The organism is Streptomyces sp. NPDC006193 (assembly GCF_040613915.1).
GTDB lineage: Bacteria > Actinomycetota > Actinomycetes > Streptomycetales > Streptomycetaceae > Streptomyces.
In genome coordinates, this window is sequence record NZ_JBEXTB010000020.1 from 61,919 (window position 1) to 82,699 (window position 20,781).

Below are 20,781 nucleotides of genomic sequence, written 5' to 3' on the forward strand. Positions count from 1 at the left end.
GATGGCAACGCTCAACTGGTCGGAGCTGACGCGCAGTCAGAAGAAACAGGACCTGTACGCCCGCGAGACCTGGTTCCGCGAAGGACTGCGGGACGCCGAAGAGGTCCTGGGCCCCCAGCGGCTGCCCGCCGTGCTGCGGGAGACCGCCCTGCTCATGCTCAAGCCGGACGGCCTGGCCGCGGCCAGACTGGATCCGGTGCTGAAGTTCGTCACCGAGCACGACTTCGAGGTGGCCGCGGTCCGCGACTTCCGCTTCGAAGGGCACCACTGGCGGGAGCTGTGGCGCTACCAGCTCACCTCGGCCACCCTCGACCGCCTCGCAGTCAACGAACTCCTGCTCGGCGCCGGCCGCGCCCTGGTGCTGTTGCTGCGCAGCGGCCCGGGTCACGAACTCCCCGCGACCGTACGGATGTCCACGCTCAAGGGGTCGGCCACGGTGGAGGCCCAGCGGCCCGGCACCCTGCGCAGCCTGCTCGGCCAGCCGAACCGGGTGCTCAGCCAACTGCACGTGGCGGACGAGCCCGCCGACCTGCTACGCGAACTGGGCCTGCTCTTCGGCGAGTCCGCCCGCCGCGGCCTGTACGCCGCGCTCGCCGCCGGCGACGCCGCGCCCGAGGACAAGACCACCCTCGACCGCGCCCTCCACGACTTCCCCGCCCCCGGCCGTTCCCTCGCCCTCTCCGACGCCCTCCGCGCGGTCGCCGAGGCCGTCGCCGCCGCCGGGCCCGGACCGGCGAGCGGCAGCGTCCAGGAGGCGCTGGCGCGAATGGAGCGCGGGGAACGCATCGCGTGGAGGCAGTTCACCGCAGACCTCAAGGCCCTCGGCGCCCGCCCCGACCGCTGGGACCTGGCGGTCCTGGGCACCTACGTCATCGAGTACGACGAACCAGGCCACCCCAAGGTGCTCACCAACCCCGACCCGCAGTCCTGGAAGCGAGCGACCGCATGACCAGTACCCCCGCAACACACGACCCCCGGGTTCCGGACGAGGCGCAGTGGTCCGCCCTGACCGCCTCGGCGACCAAGCGGGAGCTGTTCGCCGAGGATCTGTACTTCCGCGAGTGCTGGGCGGACGCCCTTGACGTGTTCGGCGCGCAGCCGCCGGCGGGCGCCGCCGACGGAGCCGGGACACGGGAGCCGGCCGGCGCCGCGGCAGCGGCGGCGCTGGGCCCACTGGGGCTGTTCAGCTTCAAGTGCGACGGCCTGGCGGCCCGCCGCGCCGATCGCACCCTGCGCTACCTCACCGAGCAGGGCTTCAGCATTCTCGCCAGCTCCCGCATCCGGCACAACCGGCACTCCATGCGTGAGCTGTGGCGGTACAACTGGCACGTCTACACCACCGACCGGCTCGCGTTGATGACGCTCATGCACAGCGTCACCGAGTCCCTGCTGCTGATCGTCCACGACGACCGGTACGACCCCGCCGTACCCGGCTCGGTCCGGCTGGCCGACCTCAAGGGCTCGGCCGACCCCGCCGCACGCGGCCCCGAGCACCTGCGCACGGTGCTCGACCCGCCCAACAAGATCATCAACTTTGTGCACGTGGCGGACGAGCCCGCCGACATCGTCCGTGAAGTCGGTATCTTCCTCGACCGCATGGAGCGGCGCGCGCTGCTCACCCGCGTCCGTGAGGCGGACCCGCGAAGGGCCCGGCAGCAGGCGTACGAGGAGGTGGCCCGCCTCGAAGCCGAGCTGCCCGCCAACGACTTCGACCTCGACGCCGCCCTGAAACGGCTGGGAGCCATCGCCGACGCGGACGCCTTCGCCCGCGTTACGTCCGCTGTCTCAGGTGGTGCCCGCCTCTCCTGGGACGAACTGTGCGGCCTGCTCGACCCGGCCGACCCGGCCGTCGACACCTGGGACTTCGTACGGGTCGCCACAGAGGTCCTGGACGCCGAACGGCCGGCCTCCGCCGACCTGCTCCCGCCCAGCTCCGCCGCCGAATGGCGGGGCCGCCGGCACTGGCCTGGCCGGTCCTGACCGTCCCCGGGGCCCTGCACGCCTGAGCAGCCAGTGGCGCGTGCGGGGTCCTGGTGTTTTCAGGGGCGCCGTGGTGTTCCGCTGACTTCACAGGTGAAGACGGACACCGTCCGACACGGCGGATGCGGTTCCGGTCGTAGCCGGTCCTGGAGAACGTGTCGGCGCCGGCGGCACGCTTGCGCGACGGCTTGATGGCGGCGGCGCCACTCCTGGAGCGCCGGCCGCTGTTCTCACTGATCGCCGCCGCCGTCCTCGCACTCCCAGCTGCTGCCACGACCACCGTCCGCCCTGCGGGCCGGCCCGGCTCGCCCCGCTGCCCTGCCCCGAACTCGTACGGCCCCCGCGGGCGTTCGTTCCAGCAGGTCACCTGGCCCTGGTCCAGGCGCCGGCGGGCGACCAGGACGCCGGTGCCGTTCTCCCGCTGTCCGCCGGGGTGTCGCCGGCCCGGACGTCGAGCCGGGCCCGGTCGTACTCGCGGGTGCCGCTCCAGCGCCTGGACCGGCGTCCAGCGGTTCCGGGTGTCCGACTCCGTCAGCAGCCGGTGATCATCTCCATCGCCGTCGCGCGCGTCTCAGGCCGCGCGAAGCAGTCCGCGATCACGTCCATCGCCGCCCCGAACACCCGCTCCCAGACGGCCATACCCTCATCCAGCCCCTGCGGGCAGCAGACCAAACTTCGCCCGTACACGGTTCACTTCATATATGGCATCTGTCGGCAGGCTGGTCAACGCCGACCTCGTCCTTCCGCAGCCACCAACGTCAACCGCACGTCGCCCATGGCTGCTTCGGCGGCCCGCATGTCCGCTACGTCTTGCACGAGAGCCCATTGAGTCCACCGTGCACGAGCTCGTTGACTTTGAAGCAGACCCGGGTCCGGCGCGTCTGGCCTCGGCGGTGTGACGACTGTGACGACTTCGTTCACGAGCAGTTCGGTCAGGAGGTCCCGCACATCCTCTTGAACTTCCTCCAACTCCGCGTCGTAATGGCTCGCCACCACGGTGGAGATTTCCTCCAGCGTTCGAACTCCGTCGATCTGGCGGAATATGAAGGCGGCGGTGTCGCTCAACTCCAGGACTTCGCCCGACCCGGACACTCAGAGGTTGCCCTGGGCTTCCGAATTCGGATATCCACGACCCGGTCGACCACCGCATCCGGCTTGAGTTCCGGTAGGTCAGTCTCGGGCGGTGGCCGAGTTTGCAGCAGGTCACGGCGGCAGTCGAGATGCGTCCTCGGGAGCGGCCGCGGACCCGCCCCACCGGGGTCCGGACGCGCTGGCGCAGGTACACGAGGTTGACGAGTGCACGGCGGTGTGGCGGGAGTCTGCACCGCTGCTGAGTTGAGACGCCGAACACCTCCCTCAACGGCACGGGAGCCCTGTCCGTTGCGCACCCCGAACCCGCCTCGCCTCGGGCGAACCGCTCAGCCGCCCGGAGCCGTAACTCCTCACGGAACTGCTGACGATCGGCGGTCAGCCCGCCACCCGTATTCAGTCTGAGTAACAGAATTCATGCGGTAGTTCGAGGTTGACAACAGATCGGTTAGATTGCCAAGATCGATCCTCGGCGGGAGATGGCGAACCCTTTGCCCATATTCACGATTGACGTGAATTGAGACTCACCCAGAGAGAGTTGATTTTCGGCATGCAAAAACGCTTATATCAGGCTTTAAAGGGACCCTTTAGGCATCTCAATTCCCGTCCTTTACTACTCCTCTCGGCTGCCACACTGGTGAACACCGTGGGGAACGGGATGTTCGTTGCGACGAGTATCCTGTTCTTCACCCATGTCCGAGGGATACCCCCGCAGCAGCTCGGTATCGGCCTCACAGTGGCTGGGATCTTCGGTATCGTCGCCGGCTATCCGGTGGGAATTCTCGCCGATCGCCTGGGGACCGTCCGGGTGCTGACCACCCTGCTCATTGCCGAAGGCATCGGCGTAACCGGATATCTATTCGTCAGCTCCTTTCCCGCCTTTCTCGCGGCCGTCGCCGCTGTTACGTTCCTGGATCAGGGCGCGATCTCGGTACGTAACGCTCTCGTCTACGAGGTATTTCCGCCTGCTGAACGCCTGCGCGGTCGTGCCTACATTCGCGCCATCGGCAATGCCGGCACCGGCCTAGGAGCGGCGCTGGCGGCCATCGCGCTGGTAGCAGACACCCCGCTGGCTTACAGCACCCTCATTGCCGTCGATGCGGCAACGTTCCTGATTACTGCCGGATTCATGGCGAAGATCAGGTCCGTTCGGCCCGGCGATCAACGCGAACCACACGCAAAGGCCGGATCCGCCAGCGTCAACCCGCTACGCAATCCCCCGTTCGTTGGGCTAACGCTGCTGAGCGCGATCCTGGCACTGCACATAGCCATACTGCAGACCGGCCTTCCCCTGTGGGTGACCACAGCCACAAAGGCACCACCTATCATAATCTCCGGTTGCCTCATTCTCAATACGGCGTTGGTCATCCTTCTTCAGGTGCGCCTAAGTCGAGGTCTAGATGACCCGAAGCGAGCCACCACCGCATGCTTTCGCTCCGGAGTCAGTTTCGCGGTCGCCTGCGCCGCATTCGGTTGTGCCGCGTTTTTCGGACAACTGGGGAGCAGCGTGCTGATACTGATGGGTGCGGCGGTGCTCACCTTGGGGGAAATCCAGTCTTCCGCTGGCGTATGGAGCCTTAGCTTCACGCTGGGTAATTCAACGGCATCCAGCTCCTACCAGGGCGTTCTCAACAGTGGAACCGCCACCGGCGCACTGCTCGGCCCCATCGCTGTCACCTCATTCGTTCTGCCGCTTCGAGTGCCTGGATGGCTGACCATCGCCGTACTGTTCTTTCTGGCCGGCAGCGCCTTTCATCCCCTTTCTCGGGCGACCTTCAAGGACAGGGTTGATCAGCGATCCGCCGCGTCATGATCGGCCGGACGAAAGGGCTCTGTCGCTGATCTTGTGAGCGAGTGCATGGACGGCACGAACGACGCCTCGTGGACGCTCCATGCTGAGGTTGAACTCGTGTGTCGTGGGGCGGCCGTGCGGTTCGCCCGGGGCGAGGCGAGTTCGCTGACCGCCAAGGACCTGCGCGTCAGCGTCCGGTCGGTGCGGCGGCGGTGGCGGCAGGCGCGGGAGGAAGGCGGACCGCGCGCTCCGCGGTCACGGGGGCCGGCGTCGCTCCCGGGACAGAGCCGCAAGCAGTTCTCGCGGCTGGAGGCGGAGCCGGCCAGGAGGCCGGCAGTGCACTGCTGGGAGGACCAGCGCCGGACCCCGGGCCGGATCAGAACCGTGCCGGCAGGCGCTTCCGCCTGACCTGCACCATTCAGGGCGTGCGCGAGCTGCTGGGTCCGCAACGGCTGGTCCTGCCAGGCCCCCGCCCGCCGGGCCCTGGAACGCGACGACGAGGCCGCGGCCGGCCAGGGGAAGGAGACCCGGCCCTGCGCGCAAGCCTCGCGGCGGTGAGTGGAGCCTGGCTCGTCCGAGAGGACGAAGCCGGCTCCTCCATGACGCCGCCGCACACGAAGACCTGGTCCCAGCGCGGCCGCACCCCGGCAGTGCGGGTCCGCGGCCGCTCCCGCGGACGCGACTCCATCGCCGCTCTGACCTGCTACAGACCAGGCCACCACCCGAGGCCGATCCACCGGCCCCACCGCGACGACGCAAACCGCGACGGACGCACGAGCTTTTCCTGGCGCGACTACCGGGACCTGTTGATTGCCGCACACCAGCAGCCCGGCCGCCCGACCGTCCTCGTCTGGGACTGCCTCAACCTCAACGTCCACAAGGCCGCCGATCCACGGGAGTCGCCGCCGCCCAAGAATGGGCGACATCACGGAGTTCCCCCTCAGTAGGCAGTGTTCCGGTGGTGATCGCGATGGTCGTACGGCGTGTCAAGTGCCCGGCTGTCGACTGCCCGGTGGTGACGTTCGCCGCAGGATGCACGTGACAGCCGACGGCAGCGGCTCCAGCGGGGACAAATTGATCTTACAAAGCGGATGTCTGCTGGCTCAGTAACTGACGACGACCACGATGTTTGTCAGGAGCAGAGCTACGAGCACGGCGAGGACGAAACGGTTGAACGTTCGGGACCGCCTCACTGCCACAACGGCAACCTCTTCGGCCGTCCTACCATCAGAGTTCGGGTAATCACGCCACCTGCCTGTCGCCGCCCACAGCACCCCCAGGGACACGAGGACGTCGACCGTCCACTCACCCATGCGAAATGGCGTCACCTGCGAAACCCCCTCTTCTCGCCCCGGCGGGGAGCCTAGCGCAGCGGCAGGGGTCCAGAGGTCCGGGCATGTCACGCTGAGCGTCTACAAGCAGGCCGAGGACGAACTCCGTAATCCGCGCGCGCTGGCCCTGCCCGACTGGGACAGCCTCATCGAGCTGGCCGACGCGCTCGTGGCCGCCTCCCACGACCAGTACCGCGGGTGGGGAGACGTCGTCGTCTTCGCCGCGTGCACCGCCGCCCGAATCGGCGAGGTCTCAGGCTGCCGCGTCCAGGACATCGACACCGACCAGTGGATCTGGACCGTGCGGCGCCAGACCACACCCGCACCCGGCGGACTGACCGACAAGGGCACCAAGGGCAAGCGGGCCCGCAAAGTCCCCATCATCGAGGAGATCCGTCCCCTCGTCGCCCAGCGCATCCTGTCCGCCGGCACCGACCCCGACGCCCGCCTGTTCACCGGCCCGCGCGGCGGACGCATCTCCACCGCCGTCCTGCGCGACGCCACCCACTGGGACGACGTGGTCATCCGGCTCGGCTACGAACACCTTCGCCGCCACGACCTCCGGCACACCGGCCTCACCTGGTTCGCCGACGCGGGAGTCCCGGTCCACATCAGGCGGCGCATCGCCGGCCACGGCTCCCTCATGACCACCCAGCGCTACCTCCACCCCGACGTCCACAAGATCACGGCCGCCGGCGCAGCACTCTCCGCACACCTCAGCGCGGTCCGCGCCCCCCGCTCGCTCCCGGGACCAATCGTCATGCCCCGCTGACACCGGTCAAGGGAGCACTGGTCCCCGACTGGTCCCCAAAAACGATCAAGGGCCGGTCTCGGATTGCTCCGAAACCGGCCCTGACCTGCGACTGTCTCCAGTCGGGACGACAGGATTTGAACCTGCGACCCCTTGACCCCCAGTCAAGTGCGCTACCAAGCTGCGCCACGTCCCGCCGCGGATGCACACGGAGTCTCCCGCGTGATCGCGCAGGTCAACCCTACCGCACCCGGACGGGTTCCCGTGCCGTCCCCGGCACGGCGACCCGCGTGGGCGAGCCGGAGCGGCGGACCGGGACGAGGAGGGCGGCGCCGGCCGCGGCGAGGCAGAGGAGGGCGAGCAGCGCCCAGCCGTGGGTGTAGCCGGAGGCGTAGGGCAGGCCCGAGGGCTGGAGCCGGCCGGTGACCAGGACGCTGGTGAGCGCGGCGCCGATCGAGCCGCCGATGGTGCGGATGTTGGCGTTCATGCCGGTCGCTGCGCCGGTCTGCTCGGGCGGGACGCTGCCCACGATCAGGTTGGCCATCGAGGCGAACGCCAGCCCGACACCGAGGCCGAACAAACCCGCGACGACGGCGATCTGCCACTGCGCGTCATGCCACAGGGTGAGGAAGCCGCAGGCCAGCGCGCCGAGTGCGGCGCCGGTGGTGAGCAGCGCCTTGGCTCCGACGCGGGGCTCCAGGCGGCCCGACAGGACACCGGAGACGAACATCGCCACCAGCATGGGAAGCATGAGCAGGCCCGAGGCGGTGACGCTGGCGCCGAAGCCGTAGCCCGCCGCTGCCGGGGTCTGGACGAACCCGGGCAGGAAGGACCAGATCGCGTACATGCCGGCGCCGAACAGCAGGGCGGCCGTGTTCGTGGTCCACACCGCGGGCAGCCGCAGCACCCGCAGATCGATGAGCGGGGAGCGCGAGCGGGCCTCGGCGGCCAGCCACACGGCGAAGAGCACGACCGCGGCGGCGAACAGGCCGAGCACCTTCGGCGAACCCCAGCCCCACTGCCCGGCCTGGCTCAGCGGGAGCAGCAGCGCCACCAGCCAGCCGGAGAGCAGCAGGGCGCCGGTCCAGCTCACCCTGCCCTGCGCCCTCCGGGGCGACTCGGGGACACCGCGCACGGCGATCAGGACGGCCACGGCGACGATCCCGACCGGGATCCAGAACAGCCAGCGGTAGTCGAGCGCCGAGACGATCGGCCCGGCGGCCACCATGCCGACCCCGCCGCCGGCGGCGATCACCGCGGAGAGGTTGCTGATGCTGCCGCTCACCTCCGCCGGGGCGAACTCGTCCCGGATGATGCCGAAGGACAGCGGGAACAGGGCGCCGCCGACGCCCTGGACGACGCGGGCGACGATGAGCACGCCGATGTTCGGGGCCAGCGCGGCGACGAGGCACCCGGCGAGGACGGCCAGCAGGACGGCGACGAGGGTCTTCTTCTTGCCGACCAGGTCGCCGACCCGGCCGAGGATGGGGGTGAAGACCGAGGCGGACAGCAGGTAGGCCGTCATCACCCAGGTCGCGGTGGACTGGGAGGTGTGCAGGGCGTGCTGGACGGTCGGCAGGGCCGGCGCGATCAGCGACTGCAGCATGGAGAACACGCCGGCGCCGGTCGCGAGGATCGCGAAGGTGAGGCGAGTGGACGTGCGTTGCATGGAGAAGCCTCTCCGGAACAGGGACGCGGTGGGTCGGACGGGGGCACGGCCGCCCGGGCCGTGCGGTGGAGTGCGGGCGGGGTGCGCGGGCCGCGTCCGGCCACGGCGGAGCACCCCCCGCACTGCTAAAGTGGAGGTACCCCTCCACTGTAGCGGAGGTGAACCTCCGCTTCAATCGACCCTCTCCCCCTGGAGGCACCAGTGCCGGCCACGTCGTTCCCCGTCAGCGAGATCGTGGCGGCCCGCCGGCCGCACCGCAAGGACGCCGCCCGCAACTACGACGCCCTGCTCACGGCCGCCCGCGAGGCGTTCGCCGAGCACGGGGCGGACGCCTCCCTGGAGGACGTCGCCCGCCGCGCCGGCGTCGGCATCGGCACGCTGTACCGCAATTTCCCGACCCGTCGGGACCTGTTCGAGAGCGTCTACGCCGACGAGGTCAACAGCCTGTGCCGGGCCGCCGTCGACCTCGGGGAGGGGGACCCGTGGGAGGCGCTGACCGCCTGGCTGAACCGGTTCGCCGGGTACATGGTCACCAAGCGCGCCGTGCGGGAGGCCCTCGACGGCACGTCGGACATCTTCCAGTCCTGCCGCGACTCCATGTACGCGGCCGGCGGCCCGCTGCTGGAGCGCGCCCAGCGGGCCGGCGTCGCCCGCACGGACATGGACTTCGGCGATCTGCTGCGGATGGTCGCCGGGATCACCGCGACGGCGTTCGAGGACGACGCCCAGCGCGACCGGGTCCTCGCGATCGCACTGGACGGCGTCCGCACCGCCCGCTGACCGCACCCGCTCCACCGCCCGCACGCCTGATCGCCCGATCGCCTGCGCGCCTGATCGCCCGCGCGCCTGTTGGTCCGCGCGTCTGGTCGCCGGTGCGTCCGGGCACGGCCGGCGGGTTGACACCGGAGTTTGTCCGTACAAAGGTGAGCCGGACGGAACCGGGACCGGTCCCCGCGGAAGGGGAGGTCCCGCGGAGCCGGGATCCGCGCGCGCCGAGCGGGCCCGCGCGGACCGGAGAGGGAGCTGCCATGGCGGACGCGCTGGGTGTCGCCGTCGTCGGGTTCGGCTGGATGGGCCGGGTGCACACCCGAGCGTACGCCCGCCTCCCGCACCACTATCCGCGGCTCGCGCTGCGGCCCCGGCTGGTCGCGGTCGTCGAGGAGGTGCCGGGCCGGGCCGAGGAGGCCGCCGAGCGGTACGGGTTCGCCTCCGCCACCCGCGACTGGCGCGACGTGGCCGCCGACCCGCGCGTCCAGGCGGTCAGCGTCACCGCGCCGAACTTCCTGCACCGGGAGATCGGCGTGGCGATGGCCGAGGCGGGCAAGCACCTGTGGATCGAGAAGCCGGTGGGCCTGACCGCCCGGGACGCCCGCGCGGTCGCCGACGCCGCCGCCCGGGCCGGGGTCCAGGGCGCGGTGGGCTTCAACTACCGCAACGCACCCGCCGTCGAGGCCGCCCGCGAGCTGATCGCCTCCGGGGAGATCGGCGCGGTCACGCACGTCCGCATCCGCCTGTTCAGCGACTACGCGGCCCACCCGGACGGTGCCCTGACCTGGCGGTACGAACGCGCGCGCGGCGGCAGCGGCGTGCTCGGCGACCTCGCCTCGCACGGCGCCGACCTGGCTCGCTTCCTGCTCGGCGACATCACCTCGCTGACCGCCGACACGGCGGTCTTCGTCCCCGGCCGCCCCCGTCCGGCCGGGACGACGGCCGGTCACGCCCTGGCCCCCGGCGGAGAGCCCGGACCGGTCGAGAACGAGGACTACGTCGGCTGCCTGCTGCGCTTCGCCTCCGGCGCGCGCGGGGTCCTGGAGGCCTGCCGGGTCTCGGTCGGCGAGCAGAACTCCTACGGCTTCGAGGTGCACGGCGCCCGCGGCGCGGTGTCCTGGGACTTCCGCCGGATGAACGAACTGCGGGTGAGCCGCGGTACGGGCTACCAGGACCAGCCCGTCAGCACGGTCCACGTCGGCCCCGGCGCCGGCGAGTTCGCCGCGTTCCAGCCCGGCGCCGCCAACGCGATGGGCTACGACGACCTGAAGGTGATCGAGGCGTACCGCTTCGTCCGCTCCATCGCCGAGGGCACGCCGCACGGCGCCACGCTCGCGGACGCCGTGCATGCCGCGGTGCTGCTCGACGCGATGGCGGAGTCGGCGGCAAGCGGCGGATGGGTGGACGTGTAGGCGGGCCGCCGCCTCGGCTTCCTCCGGGGTCTTCGACGGGTGCCCGCCGGTGACCGACCGCGCCCGGGACGCCCTCGGACCCGCCCCGCCCGCCCGCAGCCCCTTCCGCACTCAAGGAGCACCATGCGCATCGGAATCCTCGGCCTCGGCCGCATCGGCGCCTTCCACGCCGAGACCCTCGCCGGGCTCGACGCCGTCGAGTCGCTCGTCGTCGCCGATCCGTTCGCGGACGCGGCCCGGGCCGTGGCCGAGCGCTTCGGGGCACAGGTCGCGGACTCGCCTCAGGCCCTGCTGGCGGCCGGGGTGGACGGCATCGTGGTGGCGGCCGCCACCGACGCCCACCCCGGCCTGATCCTGGCCGGCGTCGAGGCCGGCGTCCCCGTCTTCTGCGAGAAGCCCGTGGCCCGGACGATGCGCGAGGGCCTGGAGGTCCTCAAGGCCGTCCGGGGCGGCGGGGTGCCGGTCCAGATCGGCTACAACCGGCGCTTCGACGCGGGCTTCGCCGCCGCGCGGGCCGCCGTGCGGGCGGGTGAGCTGGGCACACTGCACACCGTCCGCTGCACGACCCTGGACCCGGCGCCGCCGCCGGCCGCGTACGTGGCGGCGTCCGGCGGCATCTTCCGGGACTGCTCCGTGCACGACTTCGACGTCCTGCGCTGGGTGACCGGCCGGGAGGTCGCCGAGGTGTACGCGGTGGGCGGCAACCGGGGCGCGGTCCACATCGAGGCGGCGGGCGACGCCGACACCACCGCGGCGGTCCTCACCCTGGACGACGGCACCCTCGCAGTGGTGTCCAACTCCCGTCACAACGGCCGAGGTTACGACGTGCGCATGGAGCTGCACGGCTTCCGGGACTCCCTGGCCGTCGGCCTGGACGACAAGCTGCCGCTGCGCTCGGCGGAACCCGGGGCCACCTTCCCGTCCGGCGCCCCGCACGACTTCTTCATGGACCGCTTCGCCGACGCCTACCGTGCCGAACTGGCCGCCTTCACGGAGATCGTGGCCGGCGCCCGCCCCTCCCCGTGCACCGTGGAGGACGCGCTGGAGGCCGGCTGGATCGCCGAGGCGTGCACGCTCTCCCTGCACGAGCACCGGCCGGTGACGCCGGCCGAGGTCAGGCGGGCCTGAGGCCGGCTGCGGCGCCTCGCGCCCGCCCGGCGCGCCCGGTCAGCCGCAGTACCGGATGAGCCACTCGTCGGGGTTGTACGTGTCCCGGGCCGGGTCCGGCGCGGTCGCCGGCTTCGTCTCCACCGTGTCCTGCGGGCGTATCCGCTCCGGCAGCGTGCCGAAGCGGTCGCGGCGCGACGCGTCCGCTTCGGCGGTGTCCTCCGGCGCCGTGCGTGAGTGCGCGCGGTGTGTCATCTCGTCCTCCCGTCCTCGCGGGCGTCCCCCGTCATCGAGCACAACGCCCATGTGCCCCCGTTGGTTCCCGCGCCCCCGGCGGCCGAATCCGTCGGACGTCAGCAGGAACACGGATCACGGCGGCTCCCCGGGCAGCGCGGAGACCACGGCGGCCCCTCCGCCCCCCGGCCCCGCCCGGCCCCGCCCGGCCCGCCGAGACGCCGACCGCTCCTCAGGCCCCGCAGGACCGCAGGAAGCGCCGGGTGCGCACCGCGATCGGCAGCGGCTCGTCCGGCTCGCACGGGTACATGTCCTGCTCGACGATCGCGAACAGCTCCACGCCCAGCCGCTGTGCCGCCCGCAGCACCGGCTCCAGCTCCGGGACCCCGGACGGCGGTTCGCACATCACCCCGCGCCGCACGGCCGGCCCGAACGGCACCCCGTCCGCGACCACCCCGGCGAGGACGGCGGGGTCGACCTGCTTGAGGTGCAGATAGCCGATGCGCTCGCCGTAGGTCTCGATGAGCTGCACGCTGTCCCCGCCGCAGTAGGCGTAGTGGCCGGTGTCCAGACAGAGGTTGACCAGCTCGGAGTCGGTCGAGTCCAGGAACCGCTCGACGTGCTCCTCGGTGTCGATGTGGGTGTCGGCGTGCGGGTGCACGACGATGTCCAGGCCGTACGCCTCCTTGACCTCGTGGCCGAGCCGCTCCATGCCCTTGGTCAGGTGCGCCCACTGCTCGAGGGTCAGCTCGGGCGGTTCGAGGAGCTCGGCGGTCCTGTCGTCCCGCCAGAAGGACGGGATGACGACCAGGTGCCGGGCGCCCATCGCCCGAGTGAGCGCGGCGACCCGGCTGACGTGCGCCCAGGTCTCCTCCCAGACGGCGGGGCCGCGGTGCATGCCGGTGAAGACCGTGCCCGCCGAGACCTTCAGGTTCCGCTTGGCCACTTCCTCCGTGAGCCGGGCCGGGTCGGTGGGGAGATAGCCGTAGGGGCCGAGCTCGATCCAGTCGTATCCGGCCTCGGACACCTCGTCGAGGAAGCGTTCCCAGGGCACCTGCCGCGGGTCGTCGGGGAACCAGACGCCCCAGGAGTCGGGGGCCGAGCCGACCCGGATGCGGTCCAGGACAGGGGGGTGGGCCATGGTCAGGTCGTCCCTTCCTCAGAGGTCGCCACGGGCGCGGTGAACTCGCCCCCGTCGGGCAGCTTCGCCACGTCGACCCCGCGCACCCGGGCCAGTTCGTGCTTGAGCGCGGCGAGTTCGGCGCCGCCGGCCATGTGGTCGGTCAGCTCTTCGAGGGTGATCCCGCTGCGTTCGGCGCTCAGTTCCAGGGTGCCGAGGCGCAGGACGCTGAAGTGGTCGCCGACCATGTAGGCATGGTGCGGGTTGTGGGTGATGAAGATGACGCCGAGGCCGCGGTCGCGGGCCGCGGCGATGTACTTCAGGACCACGCCGGACTGCCGGACGCCGAGGGCGGCGGTCGGCTCGTCCAGGATGAGGACACGGGCGCCGAAGTGGACGGCGCGGGCGATCGCCACGCACTGGCGCTGGCCGCCGGAGAGGGTGCCGACGGGCTGTTCCAGGTCGTCCAGGACGATGCCCATGTTGCGCAGTTCGCGGTCGGCGGTCCGCTTCATCCGGGCGATGTCGAGACGGCGGACCGGCCAGGGGCCCTTCGTCATCTCCGATCCGAGGAAGAAGTTCCGCCACACCGGCATCAGCGGGACGGTGGCCAGGTCCTGGTAGACGGCGGCGATGCCTCGGTCGAGGGCCTCCCGCGGGCTGCTGAAGCGCACCGGCCGCCCGTCCACGAGCAGTTCGCCCTCGGTGTGCTGGTGCAGCCCTGAGATGATCTTGATGAGGGTGGACTTGCCGGCGCCGTTGTCGCCGAGCACGCAGGTGACCCTGCCGGCGTGCACGCGCAGGTCGACGCCGTGCAGGGCGCGGACGTTGCCGTAGGACTTGCCGGCGCCGCGCAGTTCGACCAGCGGGCCGTCCGGGGCGGGCGCGCCGTCCGGCAGGACGGCGCCGTGGGTTCCGGCCGTGTCGTCAGTCATGGCTCACCTCCGGGTCGCCGAGCGCTGGACCCACAGATTGATCAGGACGGCGCCGAGGAGCATCACCCCGAGGAAGGCCTTGAACCAGTCGGGGTTCCAGCCGGCGTACACGATGCCCTGCTGCACCATGCCGAACATGAAGGCGCCGAAGACCGGGCCGATCGCGGAGCCGTGGCCGCCGGTGAGCAGGCAGCCGCCGATGACGGCCGCGGCGATGTAGATCAGCTCCTGGCCGACGCCCTCGCCGGACTGCACGGTGTTGAACGAGAACAGGTTGTGCATGCCGACGAACCACGCGCCGAAGCCGACCAGCATGAACAGGGTGATCTTGGTGAACCGCACCGGGACGCCGACGGCGCGGGCGCTGTCCTTGCTGCCGCCGACGGCGAAGACCCAGTTGCCGTACCGGGTGCGCAGCAGCACCCAGGTGGCGAGGGCCGCGAAGACCAGCCACCAGACGACGGTGATCTTCACCTGGACCCCGCCGACGCCGAAGGAGGAGGCGAAGACCGCCTTCGCCCGGCCGAAGCCGTCCATGTCGCTGACGTCGTCGCTGGCGACGTTCCCGGTGATCAGCTTGGTGACGGCCAGGTTGGCGCCCTGCAGGATGAGGAAGGTGCCGAGAGTGACCAGGAAGCTGGGCAGCCCGGTCCGCATCACCATCCAGCCGTTGAAGGCGCCGATCGCCAGGGACACCACCAGGGCGACGACCACGCCGGTCCACACGTTCACGGTCAGCTGGTAGCTGAGCATGCTCGCGGTGAGCGCCGAGGAGATCACCGCGACGCCCGAGGAGAGGTCGAACTCGCCGCCGATCATCAGCAGGGCCACCGGCAGGGCCATGATGCCGATGGTCGAGGACTGGTACAGGATGTTCGCCATCGAGCTTCCGTCGCGCACCGGCGGCGCCGCGATCAGGAAGAAGACCAGGACGGCGACGGCGCCGAGGAAGACGCCCACCTCGGGACGGGCCAGCAGCCGGAGCGCCGGCGGCCGCCGGGCGGTGCGGCCGCCGGTCCGCCCGGGACCGGACGCCGGCGGTGTGCCCGCCGCCGGCTCAGCCTGCCGGGCCACGCTCATCACCGGGTGCCCTTCGCGGCGAACCCGGCGACCTCGTCGACGTTGGACCTGTCGACGAAGGCCGGGCCGGTGAGCACCGGCTGCACCCCGCCGCCGCTGTAGTTGCCGTTGTTCTTGTAGAGCCACAGGGAGTCCACCGCCAGATAGCCCTGCAGGTAGGGCTGCTGGTCCACGGCGAACTGGATGCTGCCGCTCCGCACGGCCTTGACGAGCTGGCCGTTGAGGTCGAAAGTGGCCACCTTCGCCTTGCTGCCCGCGTCTCCCACGGACTGCGTGGCGGTCAGGGCGATGGGCGCCCCGAGGGTGACGACGGTGTCCAGGGAGTGGTCCTGCTTCAGCTTCGCCGTGATGGTCGACTTCACGGACGGCATGTCGGTGCCGTTCACGTACAGGGTGTCCGTGGTGCCCTTGAACGTCTTCTTCACGCCGTCGCAGCGCTGGGTGAGGCCCACGTTGCCCTGCTCGTGGATCACGCAGACGATCTTCTTGGCGCCGGTGGTGTTGAGCTTCTCGCCGAACGCCTCGCCCGCCACGCTCTCGTCCTGCCCGAAGAACTCCAGCAGGCCGAGCTTCTTCCAGTCGGCCAGCCCGGAGTTCAGGCCGACGACCGGGATGCCGGCCTGCTTCGCCTTGCCGATCACGCTCTTGAGGGCGTCCGGTTTGGCCAGGGTCACCGCGATGCCGTCGACCTTCTGGTCGACGGCGTTCTGCACCAGGTTGGCCTGGCTGCCGGCGTTGGGGTCGGCGGAGTAGACGAGCTTGATGTTGTCCTTGGCCGCCGCGGCCTGAGCGCCCTTGCGCACGGTGTCCCAGAAGGTGTCGCCGGGCGCCTGGTGGGTGACGAGCGCGACGGTCATCCGGGGGGTGCCGGCCTTGCCCGCCGAGGCGTCCGCCGCTCCCTCCTCGGCCTTCTTGCCGCCGGAGCTGCTGGAGCAGCCGGCCAGGGTGAGGGCTGCCGCGGCGGCCACGGCCACGGCGGGGGCCAGTCCGCGGGAGCGCGAGCGAGAAGAGCGGTCCATCTTTCCAGCACCTCACTGTGCGTGCGACGGGGGAAGGACGCTGTTGCGTTGGGACGGGATACAAGCCTGTGCCGGGGCCCCTGTCAATACTTTGTCAAGACATCATTTCAGGCACAGGTCCGTACGTCCGTATGTGTGTATGTCCTCATGTACATACGTCCTTCGGTCCGCCGCGCGACTCGTCGGTCTCCCTCGCGGTGCGCACCGGCGCCTGGAAGCCAGTACACCGCAACCGGCGCCGGACGGCACCGGCTGGACGCGAAGCCGCGCCCGGCCCGGCCGGTCCCCCCGTCGCCGGGGACCGGGCCGGGCCGGGCGCGGCGCGGCTCAGGCGGCGGGGTGCGTCGGCGGCGACACCGGCTCCTGCTCGAACCGCGCGTGGAACCTGCGGTCGTGGCCCACCTGGCGTTCGGGGCCGGTCAGGGTCACCGTCGCCGTCAGGCGGGTGTCGGCGCTGGACGCCGCGAGGCGCAGCCGGAGCTCCCCCGGTTCGACCACCCGCCGCCCGTCGCGGCCGGTGAAGGAGGCGAGATCGGCGGGCACGGCCACGCGCAGCCGGCGGCTCTCACCGGCGTGGAGCGGCACCCGGGCGTAGCCGATCAGGCGCTGCACCGGCTGGACGACGGAGGCGACCGGGTCGTGCAGGTAGAGCTGGACCACCTCGGTGCCGGCCCGCTCCCCCGTGTTGCGCACGGTGAAGGCGAGGGAGAACTCGCCGCCGGTGTCGGTCTCCGGCCGCTCGACCGCCAGGTCGTCCCACGCGAAGGACGTGTAGGACAGACCGTGGCCGAACGCGAAGGCCGGGGTGGGATCGATGCTGGACACGTCGCTGGCCTGGGCGAGCCGGGCGCCGAGGTAGGTGGCGGGCTGGCCGCCGGTGTCGCGGGGCACGCTGACGGGCAGCCGTCCGGAGGGGTTGGTCCGGCCGCTGAGCACGCCGGCGATGGCGGTGGTGCCCTCCACGCCGGGGAAGAAGGACTGCACGATCGCGGCCGCCTCGTCCACGGCGCGGCCGAGGGCGTAGGGCCGGCCGGACAGCAGGACCGCCACCACCGGCGTCCCCGTGTCGAGCAGCGCGTCGAGCAGAGGCTGCTGGGCGCCGGGCAGGGCCAGCGACCCGGTGTCGCAGCCCTCACCGCTGGTCCCCCGGCCGAAGAGACCCGCGCGGTCGCCGAGGGCCGCGACGACGACGTCGGCCCGGCGCGCGGCGTCGGCGGCCTCGGCGATGCCGGAGAGGTCCCCGTCGTCGACGCCGGTGCCGCGGGCGACGGTGATCTCCGCGTCGGGGAACTCCCGCGCGAGGGCGTCCGCCAGGGTGGGCAGGTCGATGCCGGGCGGTGTCTGCGGGTGGTGCACGCCGACGTGCCGGGGAAAGGAGTAGCAGCCCAGCACGGCCGCGGGATCGGTCGCGTTGGGCCCGACCAGGGCGATGCGGCGGGGCCGGCCGAGGGGCAGGGTGCCGTCGTTGGCCAGCAGGACGACCGCTTCCTCCGCCACGGTCCGGGCCAGATCCCGGTTCCCGGCGGTGTCCAGGTCGACGGTGCCGCGCAGCGCGTCGGGGTCGTCCAGGTCCGCTCCGGCCAGCACCGCCGGGACCGGGTTCCAGTCGGCGTCGAGCAGGCCGAGCCGGGCCTTCTGGGTGAGCACCCGGCGCAGGGCGCGGTCGACGAGCGCCTCCGGCACCCGGCCGGCGGCGACGGCTTCGGCGAGGGGCGTGCCGAAGGTCTTCACGGTCGGCAGTTCCACGTCGACACCCGCCCGCAGGGCCGTGCCGGCGGCGTCGGCCCAGTCCCCGGCGACGCCGTGCAGGGTCTTGAGGAAGGCGATGCCGAAGTAGTCGGCGACGACCGTGCCCTCGAACCCCCAGGTGTCGCGCAGCAGTCCGGTCAGCAGGTCCTCGTCGGCCGCCGAGGGCATCCCGTCGGTGTCGGTGTAGGCGTGCATGACGGAGCCGGCTCCGCCCTCGCGCACGGCCATCTCGAAGGGGGGCAGGACGACGTCGGCCCGTTCACGGGGTCCCATGCCGACGGGGGCGAGGTTCCGGCCGGCCCGCGAGGCGGAGTAGCCGGCGAAGTGCTTCAGGGTGGCGACGACGCCGGCGGACTGCAGACCCTGGACGTAGGCGGTGCCGATGCTGCCGACGAGGTAGGGGTCCTCTCCGATGGTCTCCTCGACGCGGCCCCAGCGGGCGTCGCGCACCACGTCCAGGACGGGGGCGAGGCCCTGGTGGACGCCGACGGACCGCAGGTCGCGGCCGATGGCGGCGGCCATCCGGCGGATGAGGGCGGGGTCGAAGGTGGCGCCCCAGGACAGCGGCACGGGGTAGGCGGTGGCGCCCCAGGCGGCGAATCCGGCCAGGCACTCCTCGTGGGCGAGGGCGGGGATGCCGAAGCGGTTGGCGGCGGCGATCCGGGTCTGGGTGCGCAGCAGGGAGAGCGCGCCGAGCGCGGGGTCGACGGGCACCGTGCCGAAGGGGCGGGTCAGCTGCCCCAGGCCGGCGGGCAGGAGGGCGTCGAGGTCGACGGCCTCCTCCATGTCGTGCTGGTGCGGTGCGACTTCCCCGCCCTCGTCGGAGGCGCCCACCCACACGCCGTACAGCTGGGCGGTCTTCTCCTCCAGGGTCATCGCGTCGATCAGCGCGGAGACGCGGGCGCCGATCTCCTGGGTGGGGTCCTTCCACAGGGGGACGTCGGGGGTGGTCTCTACGGCCACGTTGGCGGTCACTTTCCTCCCATCCCCATCAGACCCTGCACCAGGGCCCGGCGGGCGAACAGGTAGACGAGCAGGACGGGCACCATGGACAGCGTCACGGCTCCCAGCAGGCCGGGGATGTCGATGCCGTGCGCGGTCTGGAAGTTGTACAGACCCAGGGTGATGACCTTGGTCGACTCGGACTGGGTCAGGACGAGCGGGAACAGGAAGCCGTTCCAGGCCTGGAGCGCGGAGAACACCACGATCGTGGACAGGCCGCCCCGCGAGAGCGGCACGACGAGCCGGAAGAACATCCGCGCGGGACCCGCTCCGTCCACCGTCATGGCCTCGAACAGCTCCGGGGAGATGTCGCGCATGGTCCCGCTGAGGACGAGCGCCGACATCGGCAGGCAGAACGCGGCGGTGGGGAGGATGACGCCGAGCAGGTTGTCGTACAACCCCGCCTCGCTGATGAGGAAGAACATCGGCACGACGACGGCCTGGGCGGGGATGGCGAGGCCCAGCAGGAACAGCCGGAAGATCTGCGAGGTGACGCGGCTGCGGCTGCGCACGATCGCGTACGCCAGCGGCGGCACGAGCAGCAGCACCACGCCGACGACGCAGACGGTGACGACGACGGTGTTGAGGAGGTACCGGCCGAACCCCGAGTCGAACGCGCCGGTGTAGTTGTCGAGGGTGAGGTCGCCGGGGAGGGAGACCGGGCCGCGTGCGGCGTAGTCCTGCCGGGTGCGCAGGGTCGCGGCGAGCATCACGTACAGCGGCAGGGCCACCAGCACCAGCCAGACGAGCGAGCCGGCTCCGGCCAGGTAGTGGGGGCGGCGTCTCATGACACCCCTTCCGCGTCGCTGCGCATCCTGTCGTAGCCGGAGACACGGACGACGATCAGTGAGACGAGGGTGGCGGCGACGACCAGGCAGAGGGCGATGGCCGAGCCCGCTCCGAAGTCGAAGCCCTTGAACGCCTTCTGGTACATGTAGTAGGCGCTGATCGTGGTGTCGGTGCCCGGTCCGCCCTGGGTGAGGATGAGCACGGTCTCGAAGGTGGTGAGCCCGCCGGCGGTCATCAGGATCGTCGAGGTGATGACCGCGTTGCGCAGCTGCGGCAGCGTGATGTGGAAGAACTGGCGATAGCGCCCCGCGCCGTCGATCGCCGCCGCCTGGTAGAGCACCGGCGGGATCGCCCGGGCTGCGCCCTGGTAGATCAGCGTGTGGAACGGGGTGAACTGCCACGTGCTGACGAAGGCGAGCACTCCGATGGCCGTGGCCTGCTCACCGAACAGGTTGCCGTCGCCGAACAGCCAGGTCATCCGCGCGGGAATGCCGAAGTTCGGGTCGAGGAGCGCCCGCCAGAGCACCGACACGGCGGTGGAGGAGAGCAGCAGCGGGACGAAGTAGACCGCCGAGAGGACGGCGCGGTTGCGCTGGTGCCCGGCGGCCCAGACGCCGAGCACGATGCTCAGCGGGGTCTGGATCACCACGCCCAGGGCGGTGAGGAGCAGGGTGAGCCAGATGCTGTTGATCATCACCGGGTCGTCGAGGATGCGTCTCCAGTTGTCCGTCCCGACGAACCGCGGTGTGCCCAGGCCGTTCCAGCTCATGAAGGACAGCACCGCGACCATGATCAGCGGTGCCACGGCGAAGACGGTGAAGAACACGGTGGCGGGCAGCGCCCAGAGGAACCCGGGACGCGTCCCGTGGGCGGTACGGCGGTCCGCCGGCCGCCGCCGCGCCTTCCCGGTGGCCGCGGCGGCGGGCGGAGCGCTCGTGAGCTGTGTGGTCATGG

General features: G+C 71.4%; 17 protein-coding genes, 1 tRNA gene and 3 pseudogenes. 8 read left to right on the plus strand and 13 right to left on the minus strand.

Going from position 1 to position 20,781, the window contains the following annotated elements:
* Position 1: 1 nt before the first annotated feature.
* On the plus strand, positions 2 to 949 hold the full coding sequence (locus ABZ261_RS19235; protein WP_356860626.1) for a nucleoside-diphosphate kinase: 948 nt from the start codon (positions 2 to 4) through the stop codon (positions 947 to 949).
* Entirely contained in the window at positions 946 to 1,980 is a 1,035-nt protein-coding gene (locus tag ABZ261_RS19240) for a hypothetical protein (protein ID WP_356860628.1), read from the plus strand. The genes ABZ261_RS19235 and ABZ261_RS19240 overlap by 4 nt, the downstream gene beginning before the upstream one ends.
* A gap of 723 nt (positions 1,981 to 2,703) precedes the next feature.
* Here ABZ261_RS19240 and ABZ261_RS19245 read toward each other — a convergent pair.
* Together ABZ261_RS19245 and ABZ261_RS19250 are read right to left on the minus strand one after the other, a co-directional pair.
* Positions 2,704 to 3,072, minus strand: coding sequence for a PqqD family protein (locus ABZ261_RS19245; RefSeq protein ID WP_356860630.1), 369 nt, complete (start codon positions 3,070 to 3,072; stop codon positions 2,704 to 2,706).
* Between the two features lie 70 nt (positions 3,073 to 3,142).
* Positions 3,143 to 3,265 (minus strand): annotated as a pseudogene (locus tag ABZ261_RS19250) (IS630 family transposase); the annotation flags it as partial.
* A 321-nt stretch (positions 3,266 to 3,586) separates the two neighbouring features.
* Here ABZ261_RS19250 and ABZ261_RS19255 point away from each other — a divergent pair.
* A complete protein-coding gene (locus tag ABZ261_RS19255) occupies positions 3,587 to 4,882 on the plus strand; it encodes an MFS transporter (RefSeq protein ID WP_356860632.1) in 1,296 nt (431 codons plus the stop codon).
* A gap of 578 nt (positions 4,883 to 5,460) precedes the next feature.
* Positions 5,461 to 5,786: pseudogene (locus tag ABZ261_RS19260) on the plus strand (IS630 family transposase); the annotation flags it as partial.
* Between the two features lie 178 nt (positions 5,787 to 5,964).
* Here ABZ261_RS19260 and ABZ261_RS19265 read toward each other — a convergent pair.
* Positions 5,965 to 6,174: a hypothetical protein gene (locus ABZ261_RS19265; RefSeq protein ID WP_356860634.1), complete on the minus strand. Its 210-nt coding sequence runs from the start codon at positions 6,172 to 6,174 to the stop codon at positions 5,965 to 5,967.
* A gap of 97 nt (positions 6,175 to 6,271) precedes the next feature.
* On the opposite strand from ABZ261_RS19265, the pseudogene ABZ261_RS19270 reads away from it, so the two are divergent.
* Positions 6,272 to 6,964: pseudogene (locus tag ABZ261_RS19270) on the plus strand (site-specific integrase); the annotation flags it as partial.
* A 101-nt stretch (positions 6,965 to 7,065) separates the two neighbouring features.
* On the opposite strand, the gene ABZ261_RS19275 reads toward ABZ261_RS19270, so the two are convergent.
* Positions 7,066 to 7,139 (minus strand) — tRNA-Pro (locus ABZ261_RS19275).
* A 45-nt stretch (positions 7,140 to 7,184) separates the two neighbouring features.
* Positions 7,185 to 8,612 (minus strand): MFS transporter, encoded by a 1,428-nt coding sequence (locus ABZ261_RS19280; protein ID WP_356860636.1) that lies wholly within the window; start codon positions 8,610 to 8,612, stop codon positions 7,185 to 7,187.
* Positions 8,613 to 8,813: 201 nt separating this feature from the next.
* On the opposite strand from ABZ261_RS19280, the gene ABZ261_RS19285 reads away from it, so the two are divergent.
* The 3 genes from ABZ261_RS19285 (at position 8,814) to ABZ261_RS19295 (ending at position 11,920) form a co-directional block, all read left to right on the plus strand.
* Complete coding sequence (locus ABZ261_RS19285; protein WP_356860638.1) at positions 8,814 to 9,392, plus strand: helix-turn-helix domain-containing protein; 579 nt, start codon at positions 8,814 to 8,816, stop codon at positions 9,390 to 9,392.
* 248 nt (positions 9,393 to 9,640) lie between these two features.
* The gene (locus tag ABZ261_RS19290) at positions 9,641 to 10,792 is read left to right on the plus strand and encodes a Gfo/Idh/MocA family oxidoreductase (protein ID WP_356860640.1); all 1,152 of its coding nucleotides are present in this window, start codon (positions 9,641 to 9,643) and stop codon (positions 10,790 to 10,792) included.
* A 123-nt stretch (positions 10,793 to 10,915) separates the two neighbouring features.
* A complete protein-coding gene (locus tag ABZ261_RS19295; RefSeq protein WP_356860642.1) occupies positions 10,916 to 11,920 on the plus strand; it encodes a Gfo/Idh/MocA family oxidoreductase in 1,005 nt (334 codons plus the stop codon).
* A 39-nt stretch (positions 11,921 to 11,959) separates the two neighbouring features.
* Here ABZ261_RS19295 and ABZ261_RS19300 read toward each other — a convergent pair whose 3' ends face one another.
* The 8 genes from ABZ261_RS19300 to ABZ261_RS19335 all read right to left on the minus strand — a co-directional run bounded on the left by ABZ261_RS19300 (position 11,960) and on the right by ABZ261_RS19335 (position 20,779).
* A complete protein-coding gene (locus tag ABZ261_RS19300) occupies positions 11,960 to 12,154 on the minus strand; it encodes a hypothetical protein (protein WP_356860644.1) in 195 nt (64 codons plus the stop codon).
* Between the two features lie 211 nt (positions 12,155 to 12,365).
* Positions 12,366 to 13,274, minus strand: a complete 909-nt coding sequence (locus ABZ261_RS19305; protein ID WP_356860646.1) for a sugar phosphate isomerase/epimerase — start codon at positions 13,272 to 13,274, stop codon at positions 12,366 to 12,368.
* A gap of 2 nt (positions 13,275 to 13,276) precedes the next feature.
* Positions 13,277 to 14,188 carry an ATP-binding cassette domain-containing protein gene (locus ABZ261_RS19310; protein ID WP_356860648.1) on the minus strand — a complete coding sequence of 304 codons (912 nt, stop codon included), beginning with the start codon at positions 14,186 to 14,188 and terminating at the stop codon, positions 13,277 to 13,279.
* Between the two features lie 3 nt (positions 14,189 to 14,191).
* Positions 14,192 to 15,268: an ABC transporter permease gene (locus ABZ261_RS19315; RefSeq protein WP_356860650.1), complete on the minus strand. Its 1,077-nt coding sequence runs from the start codon at positions 15,266 to 15,268 to the stop codon at positions 14,192 to 14,194.
* Positions 15,268 to 16,287: a substrate-binding domain-containing protein gene (locus ABZ261_RS19320; RefSeq protein ID WP_356860652.1), complete on the minus strand. Its 1,020-nt coding sequence runs from the start codon at positions 16,285 to 16,287 to the stop codon at positions 15,268 to 15,270. Before ABZ261_RS19320 ends, ABZ261_RS19315 begins: the two co-directional genes overlap by 1 nt.
* 327 nt (positions 16,288 to 16,614) lie before the next feature.
* The gene (locus ABZ261_RS19325; RefSeq protein ID WP_356860654.1) at positions 16,615 to 19,011 is read right to left on the minus strand and encodes a glycoside hydrolase family 3 N-terminal domain-containing protein; all 2,397 of its coding nucleotides are present in this window, start codon (positions 19,009 to 19,011) and stop codon (positions 16,615 to 16,617) included.
* Entirely contained in the window at positions 19,008 to 19,826 is an 819-nt protein-coding gene (locus ABZ261_RS19330) for a carbohydrate ABC transporter permease (protein WP_356860656.1), read from the minus strand. The genes ABZ261_RS19325 and ABZ261_RS19330 overlap by 4 nt, the downstream gene beginning before the upstream one ends.
* Positions 19,823 to 20,779 (minus strand): sugar ABC transporter permease, encoded by a 957-nt coding sequence (locus ABZ261_RS19335; protein WP_356860658.1) that lies wholly within the window; start codon positions 20,777 to 20,779, stop codon positions 19,823 to 19,825. Before ABZ261_RS19335 ends, ABZ261_RS19330 begins: the two co-directional genes overlap by 4 nt.
* Positions 20,780 to 20,781: the final 2 nt, after the last annotated feature.